21 protein-coding genes are annotated in these 19,796 nt (G+C 60.8%); 16 read left to right on the forward strand and 5 right to left on the reverse strand.

Features of this window, described 5'->3' with window-relative positions; all coding sequences use genetic code 11:
- Positions 1–27: 27 nt before the first annotated feature.
- Positions 28–249 carry a 50S ribosomal protein L31 gene (gene rpmE / locus CXF97_RS04585; protein ID WP_101156639.1) on the reverse strand — a complete coding sequence of 74 codons (222 nt, stop codon included), beginning with the start codon at positions 247–249 and terminating at the stop codon, positions 28–30.
- 227 nt (positions 250–476) lie between these two features.
- On the opposite strand from rpmE, the gene CXF97_RS04590 reads away from it, so the two are divergent.
- Positions 477–2,696, forward strand: a complete 2,220-nt coding sequence (locus CXF97_RS04590) for a primosomal protein N' (RefSeq protein WP_101156641.1) — start codon at positions 477–479, stop codon at positions 2,694–2,696.
- 116 nt (positions 2,697–2,812) lie between these two features.
- Here the strand turns inward: CXF97_RS04590 and CXF97_RS28385 are convergent, their stop codons facing one another.
- Positions 2,813–2,935: a hypothetical protein gene (locus CXF97_RS28385; protein ID WP_256589691.1), complete on the reverse strand. Its 123-nt coding sequence runs from the start codon at positions 2,933–2,935 to the stop codon at positions 2,813–2,815.
- On the opposite strand from CXF97_RS28385, the gene argS reads away from it, so the two are divergent.
- From argS to CXF97_RS04640, 9 genes are all read left to right on the forward strand, one after another.
- The gene (gene argS, locus CXF97_RS04595) at positions 2,934–4,670 is read left to right on the forward strand and encodes an arginine--tRNA ligase (protein WP_101156643.1); all 1,737 of its coding nucleotides are present in this window, start codon (positions 2,934–2,936) and stop codon (positions 4,668–4,670) included. The genes CXF97_RS28385 and argS overlap by 2 nt on opposite strands.
- 1 nt (position 4,671) lies before the next feature.
- Positions 4,672–5,382, forward strand: a complete 711-nt coding sequence (locus tag CXF97_RS04600; RefSeq protein ID WP_016772059.1) for an SPOR domain-containing protein — start codon at positions 4,672–4,674, stop codon at positions 5,380–5,382.
- A gap of 232 nt (positions 5,383–5,614) precedes the next feature.
- Positions 5,615–6,145 (forward strand): ATP-dependent protease subunit HslV, encoded by a 531-nt coding sequence (hslV, locus tag CXF97_RS04605; protein ID WP_007968352.1) that lies wholly within the window; start codon positions 5,615–5,617, stop codon positions 6,143–6,145.
- 55 nt (positions 6,146–6,200) lie between these two features.
- Positions 6,201–7,538, forward strand: a complete 1,338-nt coding sequence (gene hslU, locus CXF97_RS04610) for an ATP-dependent protease ATPase subunit HslU (protein ID WP_090280386.1) — start codon at positions 6,201–6,203, stop codon at positions 7,536–7,538.
- Positions 7,539–7,662: 124 nt separating this feature from the next.
- Positions 7,663–8,040, forward strand: a complete 378-nt coding sequence (locus tag CXF97_RS04620; protein ID WP_101156646.1) for a gamma-butyrobetaine hydroxylase-like domain-containing protein — start codon at positions 7,663–7,665, stop codon at positions 8,038–8,040.
- Positions 8,041–8,297: 257 nt separating this feature from the next.
- On the forward strand, positions 8,298–9,977 hold the full coding sequence (gene phaC, locus CXF97_RS04625) for a class II poly(R)-hydroxyalkanoic acid synthase (protein ID WP_101156650.1): 1,680 nt from the start codon (positions 8,298–8,300) through the stop codon (positions 9,975–9,977).
- A 142-nt stretch (positions 9,978–10,119) separates the two neighbouring features.
- Positions 10,120–10,974, forward strand: coding sequence for a poly(3-hydroxyalkanoate) depolymerase (gene phaZ, locus CXF97_RS04630; protein WP_101156653.1), 855 nt, complete (start codon positions 10,120–10,122; stop codon positions 10,972–10,974).
- Positions 10,975–11,112: 138 nt separating this feature from the next.
- Positions 11,113–12,795, forward strand: a complete 1,683-nt coding sequence (gene phaC / locus CXF97_RS04635) for a class II poly(R)-hydroxyalkanoic acid synthase (protein WP_101156656.1) — start codon at positions 11,113–11,115, stop codon at positions 12,793–12,795.
- 31 nt (positions 12,796–12,826) lie between these two features.
- Positions 12,827–13,447: a TetR/AcrR family transcriptional regulator gene (locus CXF97_RS04640; RefSeq protein ID WP_101156658.1), complete on the forward strand. Its 621-nt coding sequence runs from the start codon at positions 12,827–12,829 to the stop codon at positions 13,445–13,447.
- Positions 13,448–13,642: 195 nt separating this feature from the next.
- Here CXF97_RS04640 and CXF97_RS04650 read toward each other — a convergent pair whose 3' ends face one another.
- From CXF97_RS04650 to CXF97_RS04665, 3 genes are all read right to left on the reverse strand, one after another.
- Positions 13,643–14,536 carry a phasin family protein gene (locus CXF97_RS04650; RefSeq protein ID WP_101156660.1) on the reverse strand — a complete coding sequence of 298 codons (894 nt, stop codon included), beginning with the start codon at positions 14,534–14,536 and terminating at the stop codon, positions 13,643–13,645.
- A gap of 10 nt (positions 14,537–14,546) precedes the next feature.
- Positions 14,547–14,969, reverse strand: coding sequence for a phasin family protein (locus CXF97_RS04655; RefSeq protein WP_101156663.1), 423 nt, complete (start codon positions 14,967–14,969; stop codon positions 14,547–14,549).
- 230 nt (positions 14,970–15,199) lie between these two features.
- A complete protein-coding gene (locus CXF97_RS04665) occupies positions 15,200–15,475 on the reverse strand; it encodes a polyhydroxyalkanoic acid system family protein (protein ID WP_101156665.1) in 276 nt (91 codons plus the stop codon).
- Between the two features lie 154 nt (positions 15,476–15,629).
- Here CXF97_RS04665 and ubiE point away from each other — a divergent pair, with 154 nt between their 5' ends.
- The 6 genes from ubiE to CXF97_RS04695 all read left to right on the forward strand — a co-directional run bounded on the left by ubiE (position 15,630) and on the right by CXF97_RS04695 (position 19,796).
- Positions 15,630–16,400: a bifunctional demethylmenaquinone methyltransferase/2-methoxy-6-polyprenyl-1,4-benzoquinol methylase UbiE gene (gene ubiE / locus CXF97_RS04670; RefSeq protein ID WP_016772069.1), complete on the forward strand. Its 771-nt coding sequence runs from the start codon at positions 15,630–15,632 to the stop codon at positions 16,398–16,400.
- Positions 16,400–17,023 (forward strand): SCP2 domain-containing protein, encoded by a 624-nt coding sequence (locus CXF97_RS04675; protein ID WP_101156667.1) that lies wholly within the window; start codon positions 16,400–16,402, stop codon positions 17,021–17,023. Before ubiE ends, CXF97_RS04675 begins: the two co-directional genes overlap by 1 nt.
- Positions 17,020–18,624, forward strand: a complete 1,605-nt coding sequence (gene ubiB, locus CXF97_RS04680) for a ubiquinone biosynthesis regulatory protein kinase UbiB (protein WP_101156670.1) — start codon at positions 17,020–17,022, stop codon at positions 18,622–18,624. The genes CXF97_RS04675 and ubiB overlap by 4 nt, the downstream gene beginning before the upstream one ends.
- A 120-nt stretch (positions 18,625–18,744) precedes the next feature.
- The gene (gene hisI, locus CXF97_RS04685) at positions 18,745–19,146 is read left to right on the forward strand and encodes a phosphoribosyl-AMP cyclohydrolase (RefSeq protein ID WP_007899278.1); all 402 of its coding nucleotides are present in this window, start codon (positions 18,745–18,747) and stop codon (positions 19,144–19,146) included.
- The gene (locus tag CXF97_RS04690; RefSeq protein ID WP_003220849.1) at positions 19,139–19,471 is read left to right on the forward strand and encodes a phosphoribosyl-ATP diphosphatase; all 333 of its coding nucleotides are present in this window, start codon (positions 19,139–19,141) and stop codon (positions 19,469–19,471) included. The genes hisI and CXF97_RS04690 overlap by 8 nt, the downstream gene beginning before the upstream one ends.
- A 25-nt stretch (positions 19,472–19,496) precedes the next feature.
- Positions 19,497–19,796: a twin-arginine translocase TatA/TatE family subunit gene (locus tag CXF97_RS04695; protein ID WP_101156673.1), complete on the forward strand. Its 300-nt coding sequence runs from the start codon at positions 19,497–19,499 to the stop codon at positions 19,794–19,796.

Below are 19,796 nucleotides of genomic sequence, written 5' to 3' on the forward strand. Positions count from 1 at the left end.
CGAGACGACCTTCCAAAATGATCAGCCTCAGGCTTTTTTGCCGACGCCGAAAGTAGCGAAACGGTCTGCGAACTTCTGCACACGGCCGCCGGTGTCCAGAGTCTTCTGCTTACCGGTGTAGAACGGGTGGCATTCGTTGCAAACGTCGATCGCCATGGCTTTGCCGTAGGTCGAACGAGTTTCGAACTTGTTACCGCAGCTGCAGGTAACAGCAATTTCCGGGTAGTTCGGATGGATATCGGCTTTCATGGTGTCTTCCTCAGGCTAGCGTGCCGCCACCCAACACTATTGTTGAATACCGCACGTAATTAGGCCGCGGATTCTACCAGACCTTTTCAATCGCGCAAGCTGTCACCGAGACCGACCGTCTGCTAGGCTCCCGGCCTTGCATGCATGTCCCTGCGGTAGCGAGCAAGCTCTCTACCGCATTCGATCTGCGCTCGGCCTTATTCCCTGTTTTATAGAGATCCCCCCGCGTGCCCGACGCCATTTTGCGCCTCGCCCTGCCTTCGCCTCTGCGCCGCCTGTTCGATTATCGGGCGCCAGCCGGGGTGCGGCGTGAGCAATTGCAGCCGGGCATGCGCTTGCGGGTGCCGTTCGGCCGTCGCGAGATGATCGGCATTCTCGTCGAGGTCACCGACACCAGTGAAGTGCCGGCGGAAAAACTCAAACCGGCGCTGGCCCTGCTCGACGCGACTTCACCGCTGCCGCCGGCGCTGTTCAAGCTGTGCCTGTGGACCGCGCAGTATTACCAGCACAGCCTCGGCGACACCTTGAACTGGGCCTTGCCGGTGCTACTGCGTCAGGGCGAGCTGGCCGAGGCCCGCCAGGAGCGGTTCTGGTCGATTGCCCCCGGCGCCAGCGTCGACGACCCGCGGGTCGCCCGTGCGCCACGCCAGCGCGAGGCGCTGACCACGCTGGCTCAACATCCGCACGGTGTGGCGCACCAGTTGCTGAGCAAACTGATGCTGAGCAAGGACAGCCTTGATCTGCTGCTGGCCAAAGGGCTGGTGCAAGTCGAAATCCGCCGCCACGCCCCCGGCGCTCGCCATGAACACTGGCTGGCGCAACCGGAGCTGCCGCTCAACAGTGAACAGCGCGCGGCGTATGAAGCGATTCGCGCCGGCTTCGACAGCTATCACGCCTTTCTCCTCGCTGGCGTCACCGGCAGCGGCAAGACCGAAGTCTATCTGCAACTGATCCGCGAGACCCTCGAAGCCGGCAAGCAAGCCTTGGTGCTGATCCCGGAGATCAACCTCGGCCCGCAAACCCTGGCGCGCTTCGAACAGCGCTTCAACGCGCGGATCGCCCTGCTGCACTCGGCCGTCAATGATCGCGAACGCCTGGAAGCCTGGCTCGCCGCCCGTGATGGCGAGGCCGACATTATTATCGGCACCCGCTCGGCGCTGTTCACGCCGATGAAAAATCCCGGGCTGATCATCATCGATGAAGAGCACGACGGCTCTTATAAACAGCAGGAAGGCTTGCGCTACCACGCCCGCGATCTGGCGCTGGTGCGCGCGCGGCAGGAAAACATCCCGATCGTGCTCGGTTCCGCCACACCGTCGCTGGAGAGCCTGCACAACGCCTACACCGGGCGCTACGGCCTGCTGCGCTTGAACGAGCGCGCCGGCGGCGCCAAACAACCGCGCTTTCTGCGCCTGGACGTGAAAAGCCGGCCGCTCGACAGCGGCATTTCCGGGCCGATGCAGCAAGCGATCGGCCAGACCCTCGCCAGCGGCCAGCAGGTGCTGGTGTTCCTCAACCGGCGCGGCTTTGCCCCGACCCTGCTCTGCCATGATTGCGGCTGGATGTCGGAGTGCTCGCGTTGCGATGCGCGCATGACCGTGCACCAGCGTTACGGTGAATTGCGCTGCCACCATTGCGGCAACGTCGAGCGCACGCCGCGCCAGTGTCCGAAGTGCAGCAAGGTCGATCTGCGTCCGGTGGGCGCTGGTACCGAACGCGCTGAGGAGCGTCTGGCGATTCTGTTCCCGGATTACCCGGTACTGCGCGTCGATCGCGACAGCACCTCGCGCAAGGACGCGATGAACCAGCTGTTCGCGACGATCCAGAAAGGCCAACCGTGCATCCTGGTCGGGACGCAGATGTTGGCCAAAGGGCACCATTTCCCACGGGTGACACTGGTGTCGATTCTGGATGCCGATGGCGGCCTGTTCTCCGGCGACTTCCGCGCCAGCGAGCGCATGGCGCAGTTGATCGTGCAGGTCGCCGGGCGTGCCGGGCGGGCTGAGGAACCGGGCAAGGTGATCATCCAGACACACCTCGCCGACCATCCTTTATTGGTGCAACTGACCGAGCAAGGTTATTTCGCCTTCGCCGAGCAGGCCTTGAGCGAACGCCGCGCGGCCGGTTTGCCGCCGTTCGCGCATCTGGCGCTGTTGCGCGCCGAAGCGCACAAGCCGGGGCAAGCCGAAGGCTTTCTCGATGAAGCGTGCAGCGAGGCCGAACGCCTGCTGGCCGAATTGAATCTGAACGGCATCGAGTTGCTCGGGCCGGTGCCGGCGCCGATGGAGCGCCGTGCCGGGCGTTATCGCGCACAGCTGTTGTTGCAGGCGACCGCGCGGGCGCCGTTGCACCGCTTGCTGGCCAGCTGGATGCTGGTGCTGGAACAGATGCCGAGCGGGCGGGCGGTGCGCTGGTCGCTGGATGTTGATCCCGTCGATTTGTATTGAAGCGCTGAAAGATCCAAAGATCGGCCGAACGCGGCCCGAGCCTTCGGCAGCTCCTACAGGAAAATGCCGATTCATGTGTAGGAGCCGCCGAAGGCGGCGATCTTTTGACTCTGATGTCACCACATATCCACATCGTGCCTGCTAAGGTTGGCAAGCCCGTCTTCGCAACGGATAATGCCCAGTTTTTCCACCCGCGCATCGATGCGCCCGCCGCGCTTGCGGTCGAAAGAGAAGACCATGAAAGACACCATTCGCCAGCTGATCCAGCAAGCCCTCACCCAACTCGTCAACGAAGGTGTGTTGCCTGAAGGCCTGACGCCGGCGATCCAGGTGGAGAACGCCCGCGACAAGACCCACGGCGACTTCGCCAGTAACATCGCCATGATGCTGGCCAAGCCTGCCGGCATGAAACCACGCGATCTGGCAGAAAAAATCATCGCCGCACTGCCCGCTGACGAAAACGTCACCAAGGCCGAAATCGCCGGCCCGGGCTTCATCAATTTCTTCCAGAACACCCAGGCCCTGGCCTCGCGCCTCGACGCCGCGCTGGCCGACGCCCATGTCGGCGTGCGCAAGGCCGGCCCGGCGCAGCGCACCGTGGTCGATCTGTCGGCGCCGAACCTGGCCAAAGAGATGCACGTCGGCCACTTGCGCTCGACCATCATCGGCGACGGCGTGGCCCGCGTGCTTGAGTTCCTCGGCGACGACGTGATCCGCCAGAACCACGTCGGCGACTGGGGCACCCAGTTCGGCATGCTGATGGCGTACCTGCAGGAAAACCCCATCACCAGCGACGAGCTGTCCGATCTGGAAAACTTCTACCGCGCGGCCAAGCAGCGTTTCGACGAGTCCGAAGAATTCGCCGACCGCGCCCGTGGCCTGGTGGTCAAGTTGCAGGCTGGCGACGCTGAATGCCTGGCGCTGTGGACCAAATTCAAAGACATCTCGCTGTCGCACTGCCAGAAGATCTACGAACTGCTCAACGTCAAACTGACCATGGCCGACGTGATGGGCGAAAGCGCCTACAACGATGACTTGATCAATGTGGTCAACGACCTGAAAGCGGCGGGCATGCTGGTCGAGAGCAACGGCGCCCAGTGCGTGTTCCTCGACGAGTTCAAGAACGCCGATGGCGACCCGCTGCCGGTGATCATCGTCAAGGCTGATGGCGGTTACCTGTACGCCACCACCGACCTCGCTGCCGTGCGCTACCGCAGTGGCAAGCTGAAAGCTGATCGTGCGCTGTACTTTGTCGACCAGCGTCAGGCCCTGCACTTCCAGCAAGTCTTCGCCGTGGCGCGCAAAGCCGGTTTCGTCACCCATCCGATGGAAATGGAACACATGGGTTTCGGCACCATGAACGGCGCCGATGGCCGTCCGTTCAAGACCCGTGATGGCGGCACCGTGAAGCTGATCGATCTGCTCACCGAAGCGCAGGAACGTGCCTACAACCTGGTCAAAGAGAAGAACCCGACGCTTGCCGAAGACGAGTTGCGCAACATCGCCAAGGTCGTCGGTATCGGCGCGGTGAAATACGCCGACCTGTCCAAGCATCGCACCAGCGACTACAGCTTCAACTTCGACCTGATGCTCAATTTCGAAGGCAACACCGCGCCATACCTGCTGTACGCCTACACTCGCGTGGCCGGGGTATTCCGCAAACTGGGCAAGGACTTCAGCGAAGTCGACGGCCAGATCGTCCTCGAAGCGGCGCACGAGCAAGAGCTGGCGGCGAAGCTGGCGCAGTTCGGTGAAGTGCTGAACAACGTGGCTGAAAAAGGCACGCCGCACATTCTTTGCACCTACCTGTACGACGTCGCAGGCCTGTTCTCCAGCTTCTACGAGAACTGTCCGATCCTCGCTGCCGACACCCCGGCGCAGATGCAGAGCCGTCTGCGTCTGGCCGCACTGACCGGTCGCACCCTCAAGCAAGGCCTGGAGCTGTTGGGTCTGGAAACTCTGGAGCGTATGTAAGTTGGCCGCCAAGAAGAAACCTGCACCCAAGCGCGGCGCCAGCCGCTATCAGGCCCCTGCGAAACAACCGATTCCGGGCTGGCTGTGGATGGCCATCGGCCTGACCGTCGGCGCGTTCATCGTGTTTCTGATGAAACTGGAACCGGGCAAGGGCAGCGACACGGTCAAGCGCGAGAAGGTCGAGCAGCAGCAGAAAGCGTCGAAGATCGCCGAGGCCAACAAGACCCCGCCGAGCCCGACGCAGCCGGTGAAGCCGAAGTACGATTTCTACACGTTGCTGCCGGAATCGGAAGTGATCGTGCCGCCGGACGCGGTACCGGAGAAGACCCTGCCGACGCCGCAAGTGCCGGCCATCCCGACCACGCCGGTGACCCCGGCGGAAGCGGCGAAGATCGACACCGCACGGGCGCAGGCGGCCCTGGCCGGGATTACCCCGCCGCCAGCACCGCCGGTGAGCAAAGCGGCGCCGGTGACCAAGTTCTTCTTGCAGGCCGGTTCGTTCCGCAAAGAGACAGATGCCGACAAGGTCCGCGCGCAGATCATTCTGCTCGGCCAAGCCGTGGCGGTGGAGTCCGGCACGGTGAAAGACGAAACCTGGTATCGCGTTTTGGTCGGCCCGTTCAGCAACCGCGAACAGCTGACCACAGCGCAGAAACAACTGGCCGGCGCCGGCTTCAGCAACCTGTTGTTACAACAACGCCAGAGCCGCTGATACCTGCTGATCGTTCCCACGCTCTGCGTGGGAATGCCTCAACGGACGCTCTGCGTCCCCGGCAGTGAAGGGACGCGGAGCGTCCCGGGCTGCATGCCCACGCAGAGCGTGGGAACGATCAGTTGACAGACACCGCTCGTCCCCTCTCCCGCACCAAGGTTGAAATCCCCTCCAGCACCCCCATATGAATGGGCATAAGGCATTTTCGCCCCGCTGCGTGGAGACTCTTCCCTTGACCACCATCGTTTCAGTCCGCCGCCACGGCAAAGTCGTCATGGGCGGCGACGGCCAGGTTTCTCTCGGCAACACCGTGATGAAAGGCAACGCCAAAAAGGTCCGTCGCCTGTACCACGGCCAGGTCATCGCCGGTTTCGCCGGTGCCACCGCCGACGCCTTTACCCTGTTCGAACGTTTCGAAGGCCAGCTCGAAAAACATCAGGGTCACCTGATCCGCGCCGCCGTCGAACTCGCCAAAGAATGGCGCACCGACCGCTCCCTGAGCCGCCTCGAAGCGATGCTCGCGGTCGCCAACAAGGACGCCTCGCTGATCATCACCGGCAACGGTGACGTGGTCGAACCCGAAGATGGCCTGATCGCCATGGGTTCCGGCGGCGCCTACGCGCAAGCCGCCGCCAGCGCCCTGCTGAAAAAGACCGACCTGTCGGCGCGCGAGATCGTCGAAACCGCTCTCGGCATCGCTGGCGACATCTGTGTATTCACCAACCACACCCAGACCATTGAGGAGCAGGATCTCGCTGAATAAGCCTGTCGCGGCCTGTGTGCCACGGCTTGTTTGTGCTTGAGGACCGTCAAATATTATGTCCATGACTCCCCGCGAAATCGTCCACGAACTCAACCGCCATATCATCGGCCAGGACGATGCCAAGCGCGCCGTCGCGATTGCCCTGCGCAACCGCTGGCGCCGCATGCAGCTGCCTGAAGAGCTGCGCGTTGAGGTGACCCCGAAGAACATTCTGATGATCGGCCCGACCGGTGTCGGTAAAACCGAGATCGCCCGGCGTCTGGCGAAACTGGCGAATGCGCCGTTCATCAAGGTTGAAGCGACCAAATTCACCGAGGTCGGCTATGTCGGCCGCGACGTCGAGTCGATCATCCGTGATCTGGCTGACGCGGCGATCAAGATGCTCCGCGAGCAGGAAATGACCCGCGTGCGCCACCGCGCCGAAGACGCTGCCGAGGACCGCATCCTCGACGCGTTGTTGCCGCCGGCACGCATGGGTTTCAGCAACGAAGAGGCGCCGGCGAGCGATTCCAATACCCGTCAGCTGTTCCGCAAGCGCCTGCGTGAAGGTCAGCTGGATGACAAGGAAATCGAAATCGAAGTCGCCGAAGTCTCCGGCATCGAAATTGCCACGCCGCCGGGCATGGAAGAGATGACCAACCAGTTGCAGTCCTTGTTCGCCAACATGGGCAAAGGCAAGAAGAAGTCGCGCAAGCTCAAGGTCAAGGAAGCCCTGAAACTGGTGCGCGACGAAGAAGCCGGGCGTCTGGTCAACGAAGAAGAACTGAAGGCCAAGGCGCTGGAAGCGGTCGAACAGCACGGCATTGTCTTCATCGACGAAATCGACAAAGTCGCCAAACGCGGCAATGTCGGCGGCGCCGATGTGTCCAGGGAAGGTGTGCAGCGCGACCTGCTGCCGCTGATCGAAGGCTGCACCGTCAACACCAAGCTGGGCATGGTCAAGACCGACCACATCCTGTTCATCGCTTCCGGTGCGTTCCACCTGAGCAAACCGAGCGATCTGGTGCCGGAACTGCAAGGCCGTTTGCCGATCCGCGTCGAACTCAAGGCGCTGAGCCCGGAAGACTTCGAGCGCATCCTCAGCGAACCGCACGCCTCGCTCACCGAGCAATACTGCGCGCTGCTGAAAACCGAAGGCCTGCACATCCAGTTCCAGCCGGAAGGCATCAAGCGTCTGGCGGAGATCGCCTGGCAGGTCAACGAGAAGACCGAGAACATCGGTGCCCGTCGCCTGCACACGCTGCTTGAGCGCCTGCTCGAAGAGGTATCGTTCAGTGCCGGCGATCTGGCCAGCGCCCATGACGACAAGCCGATCCTGATCGACGCCGAATACGTCAACAGCCACCTCGGCGAATTGGCGCAGAACGAAGACCTGTCCCGTTATATCCTGTAGGTCACTTCTCCCTGTAGGAGCTGCCGAAGGCTGCGATCCTTTGATCTTGATCCTGAAAAGCAAAATCAAAAGATCGCAGCCTTCGGCAGCTCCTACAGAGCTCATCACAGTCGGATGACCTGCAATGACTAATATTCCCACCGACATCAAACTGCACAAAGCCTCGAAAACCCTGACGCTCACCTACGCGTCCGGCGAGGAGTTCACCCTGCCCGCCGAGTTTCTGCGCGTGCACTCCCCCTCTGCCGAGGTCCAGGGTCACGGCAAACCGATCCTGCAATTGGGCAAGCTCAACGTAGGCCTGAGCAAGCTGGAACCTGCCGGCAATTACGCACTGAAACTGACCTTCGACGATGGTCATGACAGCGGCCTGTTCACCTGGGAATACCTCTACGAACTCGGCAAACGCCAGAACGAACTCTGGGACGATTATCTTGCCGAGCTGCGCGCTGCCGGAAAATCCCGTGATCCGAACGAGTCGTTCGTCAAGCTGATGCTCTAGCCCGTGGTTCTTGCTCTTTAGAGGGCATTTTCTAACTTCATCTGTTTGAATGCTGCGCCTGAGCGGCCGAGGATCGGCTGCTTGCGAAAAAAATTAAACTCGGGTAACCAATGGAGCTGGCAAGTTCCCTGCAGTGCTCTACGACTGTAAAGCAGCTATGCAGAATCAACGGTCACCCGAGCAGTAGTACCCGGCATTGGCTGTGGAAACGACAGCGCAAGACCGGGTACTCGTCTCAGGACAATGGAGCGTCGTAGATGAGTGACAAGAACAACGATGACCTGAAGTACCAAGCCTCGGAGAACACCCTGGGGCTGAACCCCGTCGTCGGGCTGCGCGGAAAGGATCTGCTGGCCTCTGCTCGAATGGTGCTGAAACAAGCCATCAGACAACCGATTCACAGCGTCAGGCACGTGACTCATTTCGGCCTCGAACTGAAGAACGTGCTGCTGGGCAAATCCGCCCTGCAACCGGCCGGCGACGATCGTCGCTTTGCCGACCCGGCGTGGAGCCAGAACCCGCTGTACAAGCGTTATCTGCAAACCTATCTGGCCTGGCGCAAGGAACTGCATGCCTGGATCGATGACAGCAGCCTGTCACCCAAGGACATTGCCCGCGGGCACTTCGTCATCAACCTGATGACTGAAGCCATGGCGCCGACCAACACCGCGGCCAACCCGGCGGCAGTCAAACGCTTCTTCGAAACCGGCGGCAAGAGCCTGCTCGATGGCCTGTCCCATCTGGCCAAGGACCTGGTGCATAACGGCGGCATGCCGAGCCAGGTCAACATGGGTGCCTTCGAAGTCGGCAAGAGCCTCGGCGTGACCGAAGGCGCGGTGGTGTTTCGCAACGATGTGCTGGAGCTGATCCAGTACCGGCCGATCACCGAGCAGGTCCACGAACGGCCCTTGCTGGTGGTGCCGCCGCAGATCAACAAGTTCTACGTGTTCGACTTGAGCCCGGACAAGAGCCTGGCGCGCTTCTGTCTGCGCAACAACGTGCCGACCTTCATCATCAGCTGGCGCAACCCGACCAAGGCCCAGCGCGAATGGGGCCTGTCGACCTACATCGAAGCGCTGAAAGAAGCCGTTGACGTAGTCACGGCGATCACCGGCAGCAAAGATGTGAACATGCTCGGCGCCTGCTCCGGCGGCATCACCTGCACCGCCCTGCTCGGCCACTACGCCGCGCTTGGCGAGAACAAAGTCAATGCCCTCACTCTGCTGGTGAGCGTGCTCGACACCACCCTGGACAGCGACGTCGCGCTGTTCGTCGATGAGCAGACCCTGGAGACCGCCAAGCGCCACTCCTACCAGGCCGGCGTGCTCGAAGGCAAAGACATGGCCAAGGTCTTCGCCTGGATGCGCCCCAACGACCTGATCTGGAACTATTGGGTCAACAATTATCTGCTCGGCAACGAGCCGCCCGTATTCGACATCCTGTTCTGGAACAACGACACCACTCGTCTGCCCGCTGCGTTCCACGGCGACCTGATCGAGATGTTCAAAAACAATCCACTGATCCGCCCCAATGCACTGGAAGTGTGCGGCACGCCTATCGACCTCAAGCAGGTCACCGCCGATATCTTCTCCCTGGCCGGGACCAACGATCACATCACGCCGTGGAAGTCCTGCTACAAGTCGGCGCAGCTGTTTGGCGGAAAAGTTGAATTTGTGCTGTCGAGCAGCGGCCATATCCAGAGCATCCTCAACCCGCCGGGCAACCCGAAGTCACGCTACATGACCGGCGAAGAGATGGCGGCAACCGCCGATGACTGGCAGGAAAACTCGACCAAGCACACTGATTCCTGGTGGCTGTACTGGCAGGCATGGCTGGCCGAACGCTCGGGCAATCTGAAAAAAGCGCCGACGAAACTGGGCAACAAGGCGTATCCGGCGGGCGAGGCTTCGCCGGGCACTTATGTTCACGAGCGGTAACTGACACCACCAAATTCCTACTGTAGGAGCTGCCGAAGGCTGCGATCTCTTGATGTTGCTTGAAATGCAAGATCAAAAGATCGCAGCCTTCGGCAGCTCCTACAGGGGGCGAGGTGGACTTGAAATCTACAGGGCCTCACGCATGCCGCAACCGTTCATATTCCGCACCGTCGATCTGGATGGCCAGACCCTTCGCACAGCGGTGCGCCCCGGCAAGCCTCATTTGACGCCCTTGCTGATTTTCAATGGCATCGGCGCCAACCTGGAGCTGGTGTTTCCGTTCGTCGCAGCGCTCGATCCGGACCTGGAAGTGATCGCCTTCGATGTTCCCGGGGTCGGCGGTTCGTCGACGCCGAACCGGCCGTATCGCTTTCCAGGGCTGGCCAAACTGACGGCGCGGATGCTCGATTATCTCGACTACGGTCAGGTCAATGTGATCGGCGTCTCATGGGGCGGCGCCCTGGCGCAGCAGTTCGCCTACGACTATCCCGAGCGCTGCAAGAAACTGGTTCTGGCCGCGACCGCTGCCGGTGCAGTGATGGTGCCGGGCAAACCGAAAGTGCTGTGGATGATGGCCAGCCCGCGCCGCTACATCCAGCCATCCCATGTGATTCGCATCGCCCCGATGATCTACGGCGGCTCGTTCCGTCGTGACCCGACGCTGGCTGCCAGCCATGCGGCGAAAGTGCGCTCGGCGGGCAAACTCGGTTACTACTGGCAACTGTTCGCCGGCCTCGGCTGGACCAGTATTCACTGGCTGCACAAGATCCATCAGCCGACGCTGGTATTGGCCGGCGACGACGATCCGCTGATCCCGCTGATCAACATGCGCATGCTCGCCTGGCGCATTCCCAACGCGCAGTTGCACATCATCGATGACGGTCATCTGTTCCTGATTACCCGCGCCGAAGCGGTAGCGCCGATCATCATGAAGTTTCTTGAGCAGGAACGTCAGCGCGCGGTGATGCACCCGCATCCGACGCCGCTGGGCGGCTGAGTCCGGCGGCAGACTTTATGCAGTGATTTTTCCAGCAAGTGCGCGGCAGGACGCCACGCAGGCAGCAACCGGCAACAGCGTCTATGGTGTTCTGGTTCGGTGAGTGTGTTTGCCCTGAAGACGAAGGAGTGTTGAGTCATGCGCGAAAAACCAGCGACGGGCGTGGTGCCCAGCCCCGCCGTGTTTATCAACGCCCAGAGCGCGATAGCAGGCCTGCGTGGCAGGGATCTGCTGTCGACACTGCGCAGCGTCGCCGCCCACGGCTTGCGCAACCCGTTGCACAGCGCCAAACACGCGTTGAAATTCGGCGGACAACTGGGCCGCGTACTGCTCGGCGAAACCCTGCACCCGACCAATCCGCAAGACAGCCGCTTCGCGGATCCGGCGTGGAGCCTCAATCCGTTTTACCGGCGCAGCCTGCAGGCATATCTGGCCTGGCAGAAACAGGTCAAAAGCTGGATCGATGAAGGCGACATGAGCTTTGATGATCGCGCCCGCGCGCACTTCGCTTTCAGCCTGCTCAATGACGCCGTGGCGCCGTCCAACACCCTGCTCAATCCGCTGGCGGTCAAAGAGCTGTTCAATTCCGGCGGGCAGAGTCTGGTGCGTGGTCTCAGCCATCTGTTCGATGACCTTTTGCACAACGACGGCCTGCCGCGGCAAGTGACCAAGCAGGCGTTCGAGGTCGGCAAAACAGTAGCGACCACCACTGGGGCTGTGGTGTTTCGCAATGAAATGTTCGAGTTGATCCAGTACAAATCGATGAGCGAAAAGCAGTACGCCAAGCCGTTGCTGGTGGTGCCCCCGCAAATCAACAAGTACTACATTTTCGATCTGAGCCCACAGAACAGCTTCGTCCAGTACGCCCTGAAAAACAGCCTGCAGACGTTCATGATCAGTTGGCGCAACCCCGATGTGCGCCATCGCGAATGGGGCCTGTCGAGTTACGTCGAAGCGGTGGAAGAAGCGATGAATATCTGCCGGGCGATCACAGGCGCGCGGGAAGTGAATCTCATGGGAGCGTGCGCCGGCGGCCTGACCATCGCCGCCCTGCAAGGCCATCTGCAGGCCAAACGGCAATTGCGTCGGGTCGCCAGCGCGACGTATCTGGTCAGCCTGCTCGACAGCCAGATCGAAACCCCGGCCACGCTGTTCGCCGATGAACAGACACTCGAAGCAGCCAAGCGGCGTTCGTATCAGAAAGGCGTGCTCGACGGTCGCGACATGGCCAAGGTCTTTGCCTGGATGCGCCCCAACGATTTGATCTGGAGCTACTTCGTCAACAATTACCTGCTAGGCAAAGAGCCGCCGCCCTTCGACATTCTCTACTGGAACAACGACAACACCCGCCTGCCTGCGGCACTGCACGGCGACTTGCTGGATTTCTTCAAGCACAACCCGCTGATCCACGCTGGCGGTCTTGAAGTGTGCGGCACGCCGATCGATCTGCAGAAGGTCAACGTTGACAGCTTCAGCGTCGCCGGCATGAACGACCACATCACCCCGTGGGACGCGGTGTACCGCTCAACCCTGCTGCTGGGCGGCGAGCGGCGCTTCGTGCTGTCCAACAGCGGCCACGTGCAAAGCATCCTCAATCCGCCGAGCAACCCTAAAGCCACCTACGTCGAAAACGCCAAACTGAGCAGCGACCCGCGCGCCTGGTATTACGACGCCAAACATGTCGACGGCAGCTGGTGGCCGCAGTGGCTGGAGTGGGTAGCCCAGCGCTCCGGCGCCCTGCACGAAACCCGCACCACGCTCGGCAATCCGAATTATCCACCGATGGAAGCGGCACCCGGCACCTATGTGCATGTGCGCTGACGCTCAACCGAATTTTTGCTAAGAAGACTGGATGAAAACCCGCGACCGGATTCTCGAATGTGCGCTGCAACTGTTCAATCAGAAGGGCGAGCCGAACGTTTCCACCATGGAGGTGGCCAACGAAATGGGGATCAGCCCCGGCAATCTCTACTACCACTTCCACGGCAAGGAACCGCTGATTCTCGGTCTGTTCGAACGCTTCCAGCATGAACTCGCACCGCTGCTCGACCCGCCGCCGGAAGTGGAGCTGGCGCCGGAGGATTACTGGCTGTTTCTGCATTTGATCGTCGAGCGACTGGCGCAATACCGGTTTCTTTTCCAGGACCTGTCGAACCTTGCCGGACGCCTGCCGAAACTGGCCAAGGGGATTCGCAATCTGCTCAACGCGTTGAAGAGAACGCTGGCGTCGCTACTGGCGCGGTTGAAGGCTGCCGGTCAACTGGTCAGCGATACGCAGGCGCTGGGGCAACTGGTGGAGCAGGTGACCATGACGTTGCTGTTCTCGCTGGATTATCAGCGGATTCTTGACCGGGAGGGCGATGTCAGGTTGGTCGTGTACCAGATCATGATGCTGGTGGCGCCGCATCTGTTGCCGCCGGTGAAAGTGGCGACAGAGCGGATGGCGCTGCAGTACCTTGAGGATCACGACTGAACGAAATGTTCCTGTGAATGCAAATTTCATCTGTGGGAGCGGGCTTGCTCGCGAAGGCGTCTTGTCAGTCGACATTTGAGTTGACGGACACGCCCCCTTCGCGAGCAAGCCCGCTCCCACAAGGGATCGATGGCATTGTTGCGACACAAAAACGCCCGACCTTCACAGGCCGGGCGTTTTTGATTTGCCCTGAAATCAGGACTGACTGGATGGCGTCGACGGTGTCGATGCTGCAGTCGGGGTGGCGGCTGCCGTTGGCGCCGCAGCGGAGTTTGCCGCGCTGGCCGGAGCGGTTGGAGCAGTTGATGGCACGGCGGGCGGTTTTGGCGCGGCGGCTTTCGGCGCGGCCGGTTTTTTCGCTGCAGGCTTTTTCGCCGCAGCCGGTTTGGTCGCAGGCTTCGCAGCGGGTTTGGCGGCAGCGGCTTTCGCTGCTGGCCTGGCCGCTGGTTTCGCTGCCGTTTTAGCCGCAGGTTTCGCTGCGGTTTTAGCAGCAACCGGTTTGGCGGCAGCCTTGGTTGCAGGTTTGGCAGCAGCGGTTTTTGCGGCCGGTTTGGCTGCAGCTTTCGCAGCAGGTTTAGCCGCCGCTTTGGCCAGTGGCTTGGCTGCGGTTTTCGCCGCAGGTTTGGCCGCTGCAGTTTTAGTGGCGGGCTTCGCCGCAGCGGTTTTCGCCGCCACAGGCTGAGCTTTCAGACCGGTGAGTTTTTCGATCTGTTTGGTCAGCGTGTCGACCTTGGCGTTGAGCGCCTTCACCTCATTGCGGCTCGGCACACCCAGGCGCGAAATCGCGCTGTTCAGGCGCTTGTCGAAAGCGCCTTCCAGCTCGTCCCACTTGCCCATGGCGCGGTCTTTCACGCCGCTGATGCGCGACTTGGCCGAAGAGGTCGAGTCCTCGACTTTCTTGCCGACGGCAGTCTTGGTGAGCTTCTCGGCCTTCTCGCCATCTTTGACCAATGCATCGAAGAGTTTGCTGCCGTCAGTGTCGATCTTCGAGTACACGCCTAAACCAGCCAGCCAGATTTTGCGGGAGTAAGACTCGACCTTCCCGACCCACGAGCTGCTTTCTTTATCGGTGTTCTTTTTGCCAGCCATCCCGTTCTCCTTAAGATTTTCGCGCGACGCGTTCGAGCAATGCCGTCAGCTCATCGAGCTTAGCAGAGAGTGCCTCAACGTCATGTTTAGACGGAATGCCGATCCGATTCAAGGCGCTGGCCACACGGTTGTCGAAGGCCTTCTCGACCTTGTCCAGCTGAACTTCAACGCGGCCCTTGAACGAGCTGACTTGGGTGGCCGCGTCATCGATCTCGGCGTTGGCCGCGAGGAGTTTTTCGCTGACCACTTTTTTGCCTTTCTTTTCAACAGTTTGACCGGCGGCGACGAGCTCTTGAAAGTACTCGCTGCCCTCCTGACCGACCTTGGTGTAAGCACCCAGGCCTGCCAGCCAGATCTTGCGGGCATAGGATTTGACGTCGCTCAACGTCGAAGTCGGAGCGTCGATTTTTTTCTTCAAAATGACTTTGGCCATGGTGCACCTCACGCGCAGAAGGTTTGAGGAACTGCCGGACGAGTGTCGGGCTCAGGCACAAAGTAGGTAGAAAAATTAGAAAGGGCACCCTAACCAGCGGGAGCATCACAAAACAAATGTGGGAGCGGGCTTGCTCGCGAAGGCGTCGTGCCAGACAACTTTCAAGTCGGCTGACACACCGCTTTCGCGAGCAAGCCCGCTCCCACAGGGGATCGGATTTCAATCTGGAGTCAGGCCAAAGCTTTGTCGAGGGCTTTCTCGATCTCGGCTTTGATCATGCCGCTCATGGCCGACATCATCAGGCCAAGCTCGACGTCGACCCTGATCGAATCGTCCGCGACATGCACTTCGCCTTTTACGCCTGAGCGCTTGAGGTTCAGGGTGTCGCCGGACCACTGCGGCTCCAGGCCGTATTGTTCATTGAGCTTTTTGGCCAGTTTGTCGGCCTTCTCGCGGGCGGCTTCCCTGCCCAGGGTGTGGGCACGCTCAACACTGATTTTGGCCATGGAATAACTCCTGATGATTGAATGGCTGACGGTGAATCTTGACCGCATCTGCGGCAAATCGTCCCGAAGGTTGCCCATCTTACCTTTAGCCATTCCAAGACAAAGCATGGCTTGGGGATTAGAATGTCGCGCATTCTCTTCTGGTGACAGCGATATGACTGATCAGCGCAAAGGCAGCGATGCCGAACCCACCACTCACTTCGGCTTCAAAAACGTTCCGGAAAGCCAGAAAGCGGAAAAAGTCGCTGAGGTTTTTCATTCCGTAGCCGCTAAATACGACCTGATGAACGACCTTCTGTCGGGCGGCATGCACCGTCTGTGGAAGCGTTTCGCGATCGAACTGTCCGGCGTGCGCAGCGGTAACCGCGTGCTCGACATCGCCGGTGGCACTGGTGATCTGACACGCAAGTTCTCGAACCTCGTCGGCCCGACCGGCCAGGTTGTGCTGGCCGACATCAACGAGTCGATGCTCAAGGTCGGCCGTGATCGTCTGCTCGATCTGGGCGTTGCCGGCAACGTCGAATTCGTCCAGGCCGACGCGGAAAAACTGCCGTTCCCGGACAACCATTTCGACTGCGTGACCATCGCCTTCGGCCTGCGCAACGTGACGCACAAAGAGGACGCATTGCGTTCGATGCTGCGCGTGCTCAAGCCCGGCGGACGCCTGCTGGTGCTGGAATTCTCCAAGCCGACCAACGCACTTATGTCGAAAGCCTACGACGCCTACTCGTTCGCCTTCATGCCGCTGATGGGCAAGCTGATCACCAACGACTCGGAAAGCTATCGCTATCTGGCCGAATCGATCCGCATGCACCCGAATCAGGAAACCCTGAAGTCGATGATGGTCGAGGCCGGTTTCGACCGCGTGACCTATCACAACATGACTGCAGGCATCGTCGCCCTGCACCGCGGCATCAAACCCTGATGTTGCTCACCGGGCTGCTCGCCAGCGTCGAACTCGGCCTCAACCGGGTGCTGCGTCTCGACAGCACGGCGCTGCCGCGCCTGGCGCATCTGACCGGCAAAGTGATCGCGGTCGACTGCCGCAGCCCGGCGTTGCAACTGTTCATCTTGCCCAGTGACGAAGGCCTGATGCTGGCATCGCAGTGGGCAGCGGACGTCGATTGCACGTTGCGCGCACCGGCTTCGAGCCTGGTGAAACTGGCCCTGAGCAAAAACAAGACCGCCGTGCTGCACGCACCGGAAGTCGAACTCGATGGCGACAGCGGTGTGTTGCTGGAACTGGCCGGCGTGCTGCAAGACCTCGAGCTGGACTGGGAGTACGAACTCTCGCGCTGGCTCGGCCCAGTCGCCACGCAACTGCTCGGTGGCCACCTGCGCAGCCGCGCGCGCTGGTATCAACAAGGATTTGCCAGCCTCAACCAGAATCTTGCCGAATACCTCGCCGAAGAATCGCGCACCCTCGTCGGGCAACGCGAAGCGCAAGCGCGATTCAGCGAACTGGACCGGATCAAACTTGATCTGGAACGACTCGAGGCGCGTTTCGAGCGCCTTTCCCGATCCCTCGACCCAAGCGATAACGCATGAAGCTGCTTGCCGTCCGCCGTCTGTTGCGCATCCAGCGCGTCGTGATCCGCTACCGCCTCGATGACCTGCTGTTCGATCTGCCACTGCCCTGGTTTCTTCTGGCCGTGCGCTTTTTGCTGCCGTGGCGCTGGCTGCCGCGCAAGCCGCTGGAGCTCAACCGTGGCGCGCGCTTGCGCCTGGCGTTGCAGGATCTTGGGCCGATCTTCATCAAGTTCGGGCAGATCCTTTCGACCCGTCGCGACCTGTTGCCGGAAGACATCGCCGATGAGCTGATGCTCCTGCAGGACCGCGTACCACCGTTCGATTCGCAAGTGTCGATCAAGCTGATCGAAGAACAGCTGGGCAAGAAAATCAGCGAAGTGTTCAGCCGTTTCGACGTTGCCCCGCTGGCCTCGGCCTCGGTGGCGCAGGTGCACGCGGCGCAGCTCAAAAGCGGCGAAGAAGTCGTGGTCAAGGTGATTCGCCCGGGCCTGAAACCGATCATCGCGCAGGATCTGGCATGGCTGTTCATCCTCGCCCGCGCGGCGGAAAAATTCTCCGCTGACGCGCGCCTGCTGCACCCGGTCGACGTGGTGCAGGATTACGAAAAGACCATTTACGACGAACTCGATCTGTTGCGCGAGGCGGCCAACGCCAGCCAGTTGCGCCGCAACTTCGAAGGCTCGCAGCTGCTTTATGTACCGCAAGTCTATTGGGACTGGTGCCGGCCGAAAGTGCTGGTGATGGAGCGCATCTACGGGATTCAGGTCACCGATCTGGCGACCCTCGCCGACCAGCGCACCGACATGAAAATGCTCGCCGAGCGCGGCGTCGAGATTTTCTTCACCCAGGTGTTTCGCGACAGTTTCTTCCACGCCGACATGCACCCGGGCAACATCTTCGTCAGCACCGTCAACCCGTGGAGCCCGCAATACATCGCGATCGACTGCGGCATCGTCGGCAGCCTGACCCCGGAAGACCAGGATTATCTGGCGCGCAACCTGTTCGCGTTCTTCAAGCGTGACTACCGCCGTGTGGCGCAGTTGCACATCGATTCGGGCTGGGTGCCGGCGGAAACCAAACTCAACGAATTCGAAGCGGCGATCCGTACGGTGTGCGAACCGATCTTCGAAAAACCGTTAAAAGATATTTCATTTGGCCAGGTGCTGATGCGCCTGTTCCAGACCGCTCGCCGTTTCAACATGGAAGTGCAGCCGCAACTGGTGCTGTTGCAGAAGACCTTGCTGAACATCGAAGGCCTCGGGCGTCAGCTGTACCCGGATCTGGATCTGTGGAACACCGCGCAGCCGTTTCTCGAGCGCTGGATGCGTGAACGCGTCAGCCCGAAAGCCTTGCTGGGCAACGTGCAGAGCCAGCTGGAGCAAATTCCGCACCTGTCGAACATGGCCCGCGATGTGCTCGAACGCATGTCGCAACCCCACGCCAAAGACCCACCGCCGCCGTGGCGCAAACGCAAGGACGACTGGTTCCTGCGCCTGCTCGGCTGCGCGCATCTGGCCGGCGGCGCGATCCTCGCTGCGGGTGGTCCGCTGACCGAGTGGGCGCACTGGCCCGCCGGAATCATGGTGGCGGTCGGTTTGTATCTGGTCGTTCGCCGATAGCACGATCGAGCTGCAAGTTATAAGCTGCCAGCTTCAAGCTTGACGCTACAGGCACACCGCAACGTGCGTTTACTTGCAGCTTGAAGCTCATGGCTTGCTGCTGCTTTTCGAGATTTGACGATGAAAAACTGGCTGGACGAGATCAAGTGGGATGCTGACGGCCTGGTGCCGGCGATTGCCCAGGATCACAAGACCGGGCGCGTATTGATGATGGCCTGGATGAACCGCGAAGCGCTCGAGCTGACCGCTGCGGAGAATCGTGCAATCTACTGGTCACGTTCCCGTGGCAAGCTGTGGCGCAAGGGCGAAGAGTCCGGCCATGTGCAGACCCTGCATGAGATGCGCCTGGACTGTGACGCCGATGTGATCATCCTGATGGTTGAACAGATCGGCGACATCGCCTGCCACACCGGCCGTCAAAGCTGCTTTTACCGGGTCTTCGAAAACGGCGACTGGAAAACGGTCGACCCGGTACTGAAAGATCCGCACGCTATCTATTCCGCAGGACACACACATGAGTGACACCCTGACCCGCCTCGCTCAGGTACTTGAAGAGCGCAAAGGCGCAGCCGCCGACAGTTCGTATGTCGCCAGCCTGTATCACAAGGGGCTGAACAAGATTCTGGAGAAAGTCGGCGAAGAGTCGGTCGAAACCATTATTGCCGCCAAGGATGCCGCGATCAGCGGCGATTGCAGTGATGTGATCTACGAGACCGCCGACCTGTGGTTCCACAGCATGGTCATGCTCGCCCAACTGGGGCAGCATCCGCAGGCCGTGCTGGATGAACTGGACCGTCGCTTCGGCCTGTCCGGACACGTCGAGAAAGCCTCGCGTCCGTCCGCCTGAACAACTTTTAGAGAGGAATCGCCACATGGGCATTTTTGACTGGAAACACTGGGTCGTCATTCTGATTGTCGTGGTGCTGGTATTCGGTACCAAGAAACTGAAAAACCTCGGCACCGACGTTGGCGAGTCGATCAAGGGCTTTCGCAAAGCCATGAACGACGACGAAAAACCGGCCGAGCCGAGCGTGACCCCGCCGGCCCAGCCTGTGCCACCGGTGCAGCCTGTGCCACCGGTGCAGCCGCAAACCACCGCTCAGGCCAACCCGCCGCACACCATCGACGTGCAGGCGCAGAAAGTCGAAGAGCCGATCCGCAAAGACGTGTGA

The sequence above is a fragment of the Pseudomonas sp. Choline-02u-1 genome, assembly GCF_002836515.1.
In the GTDB taxonomy this organism is placed as follows: domain Bacteria; phylum Pseudomonadota; class Gammaproteobacteria; order Pseudomonadales; family Pseudomonadaceae; genus Aquipseudomonas.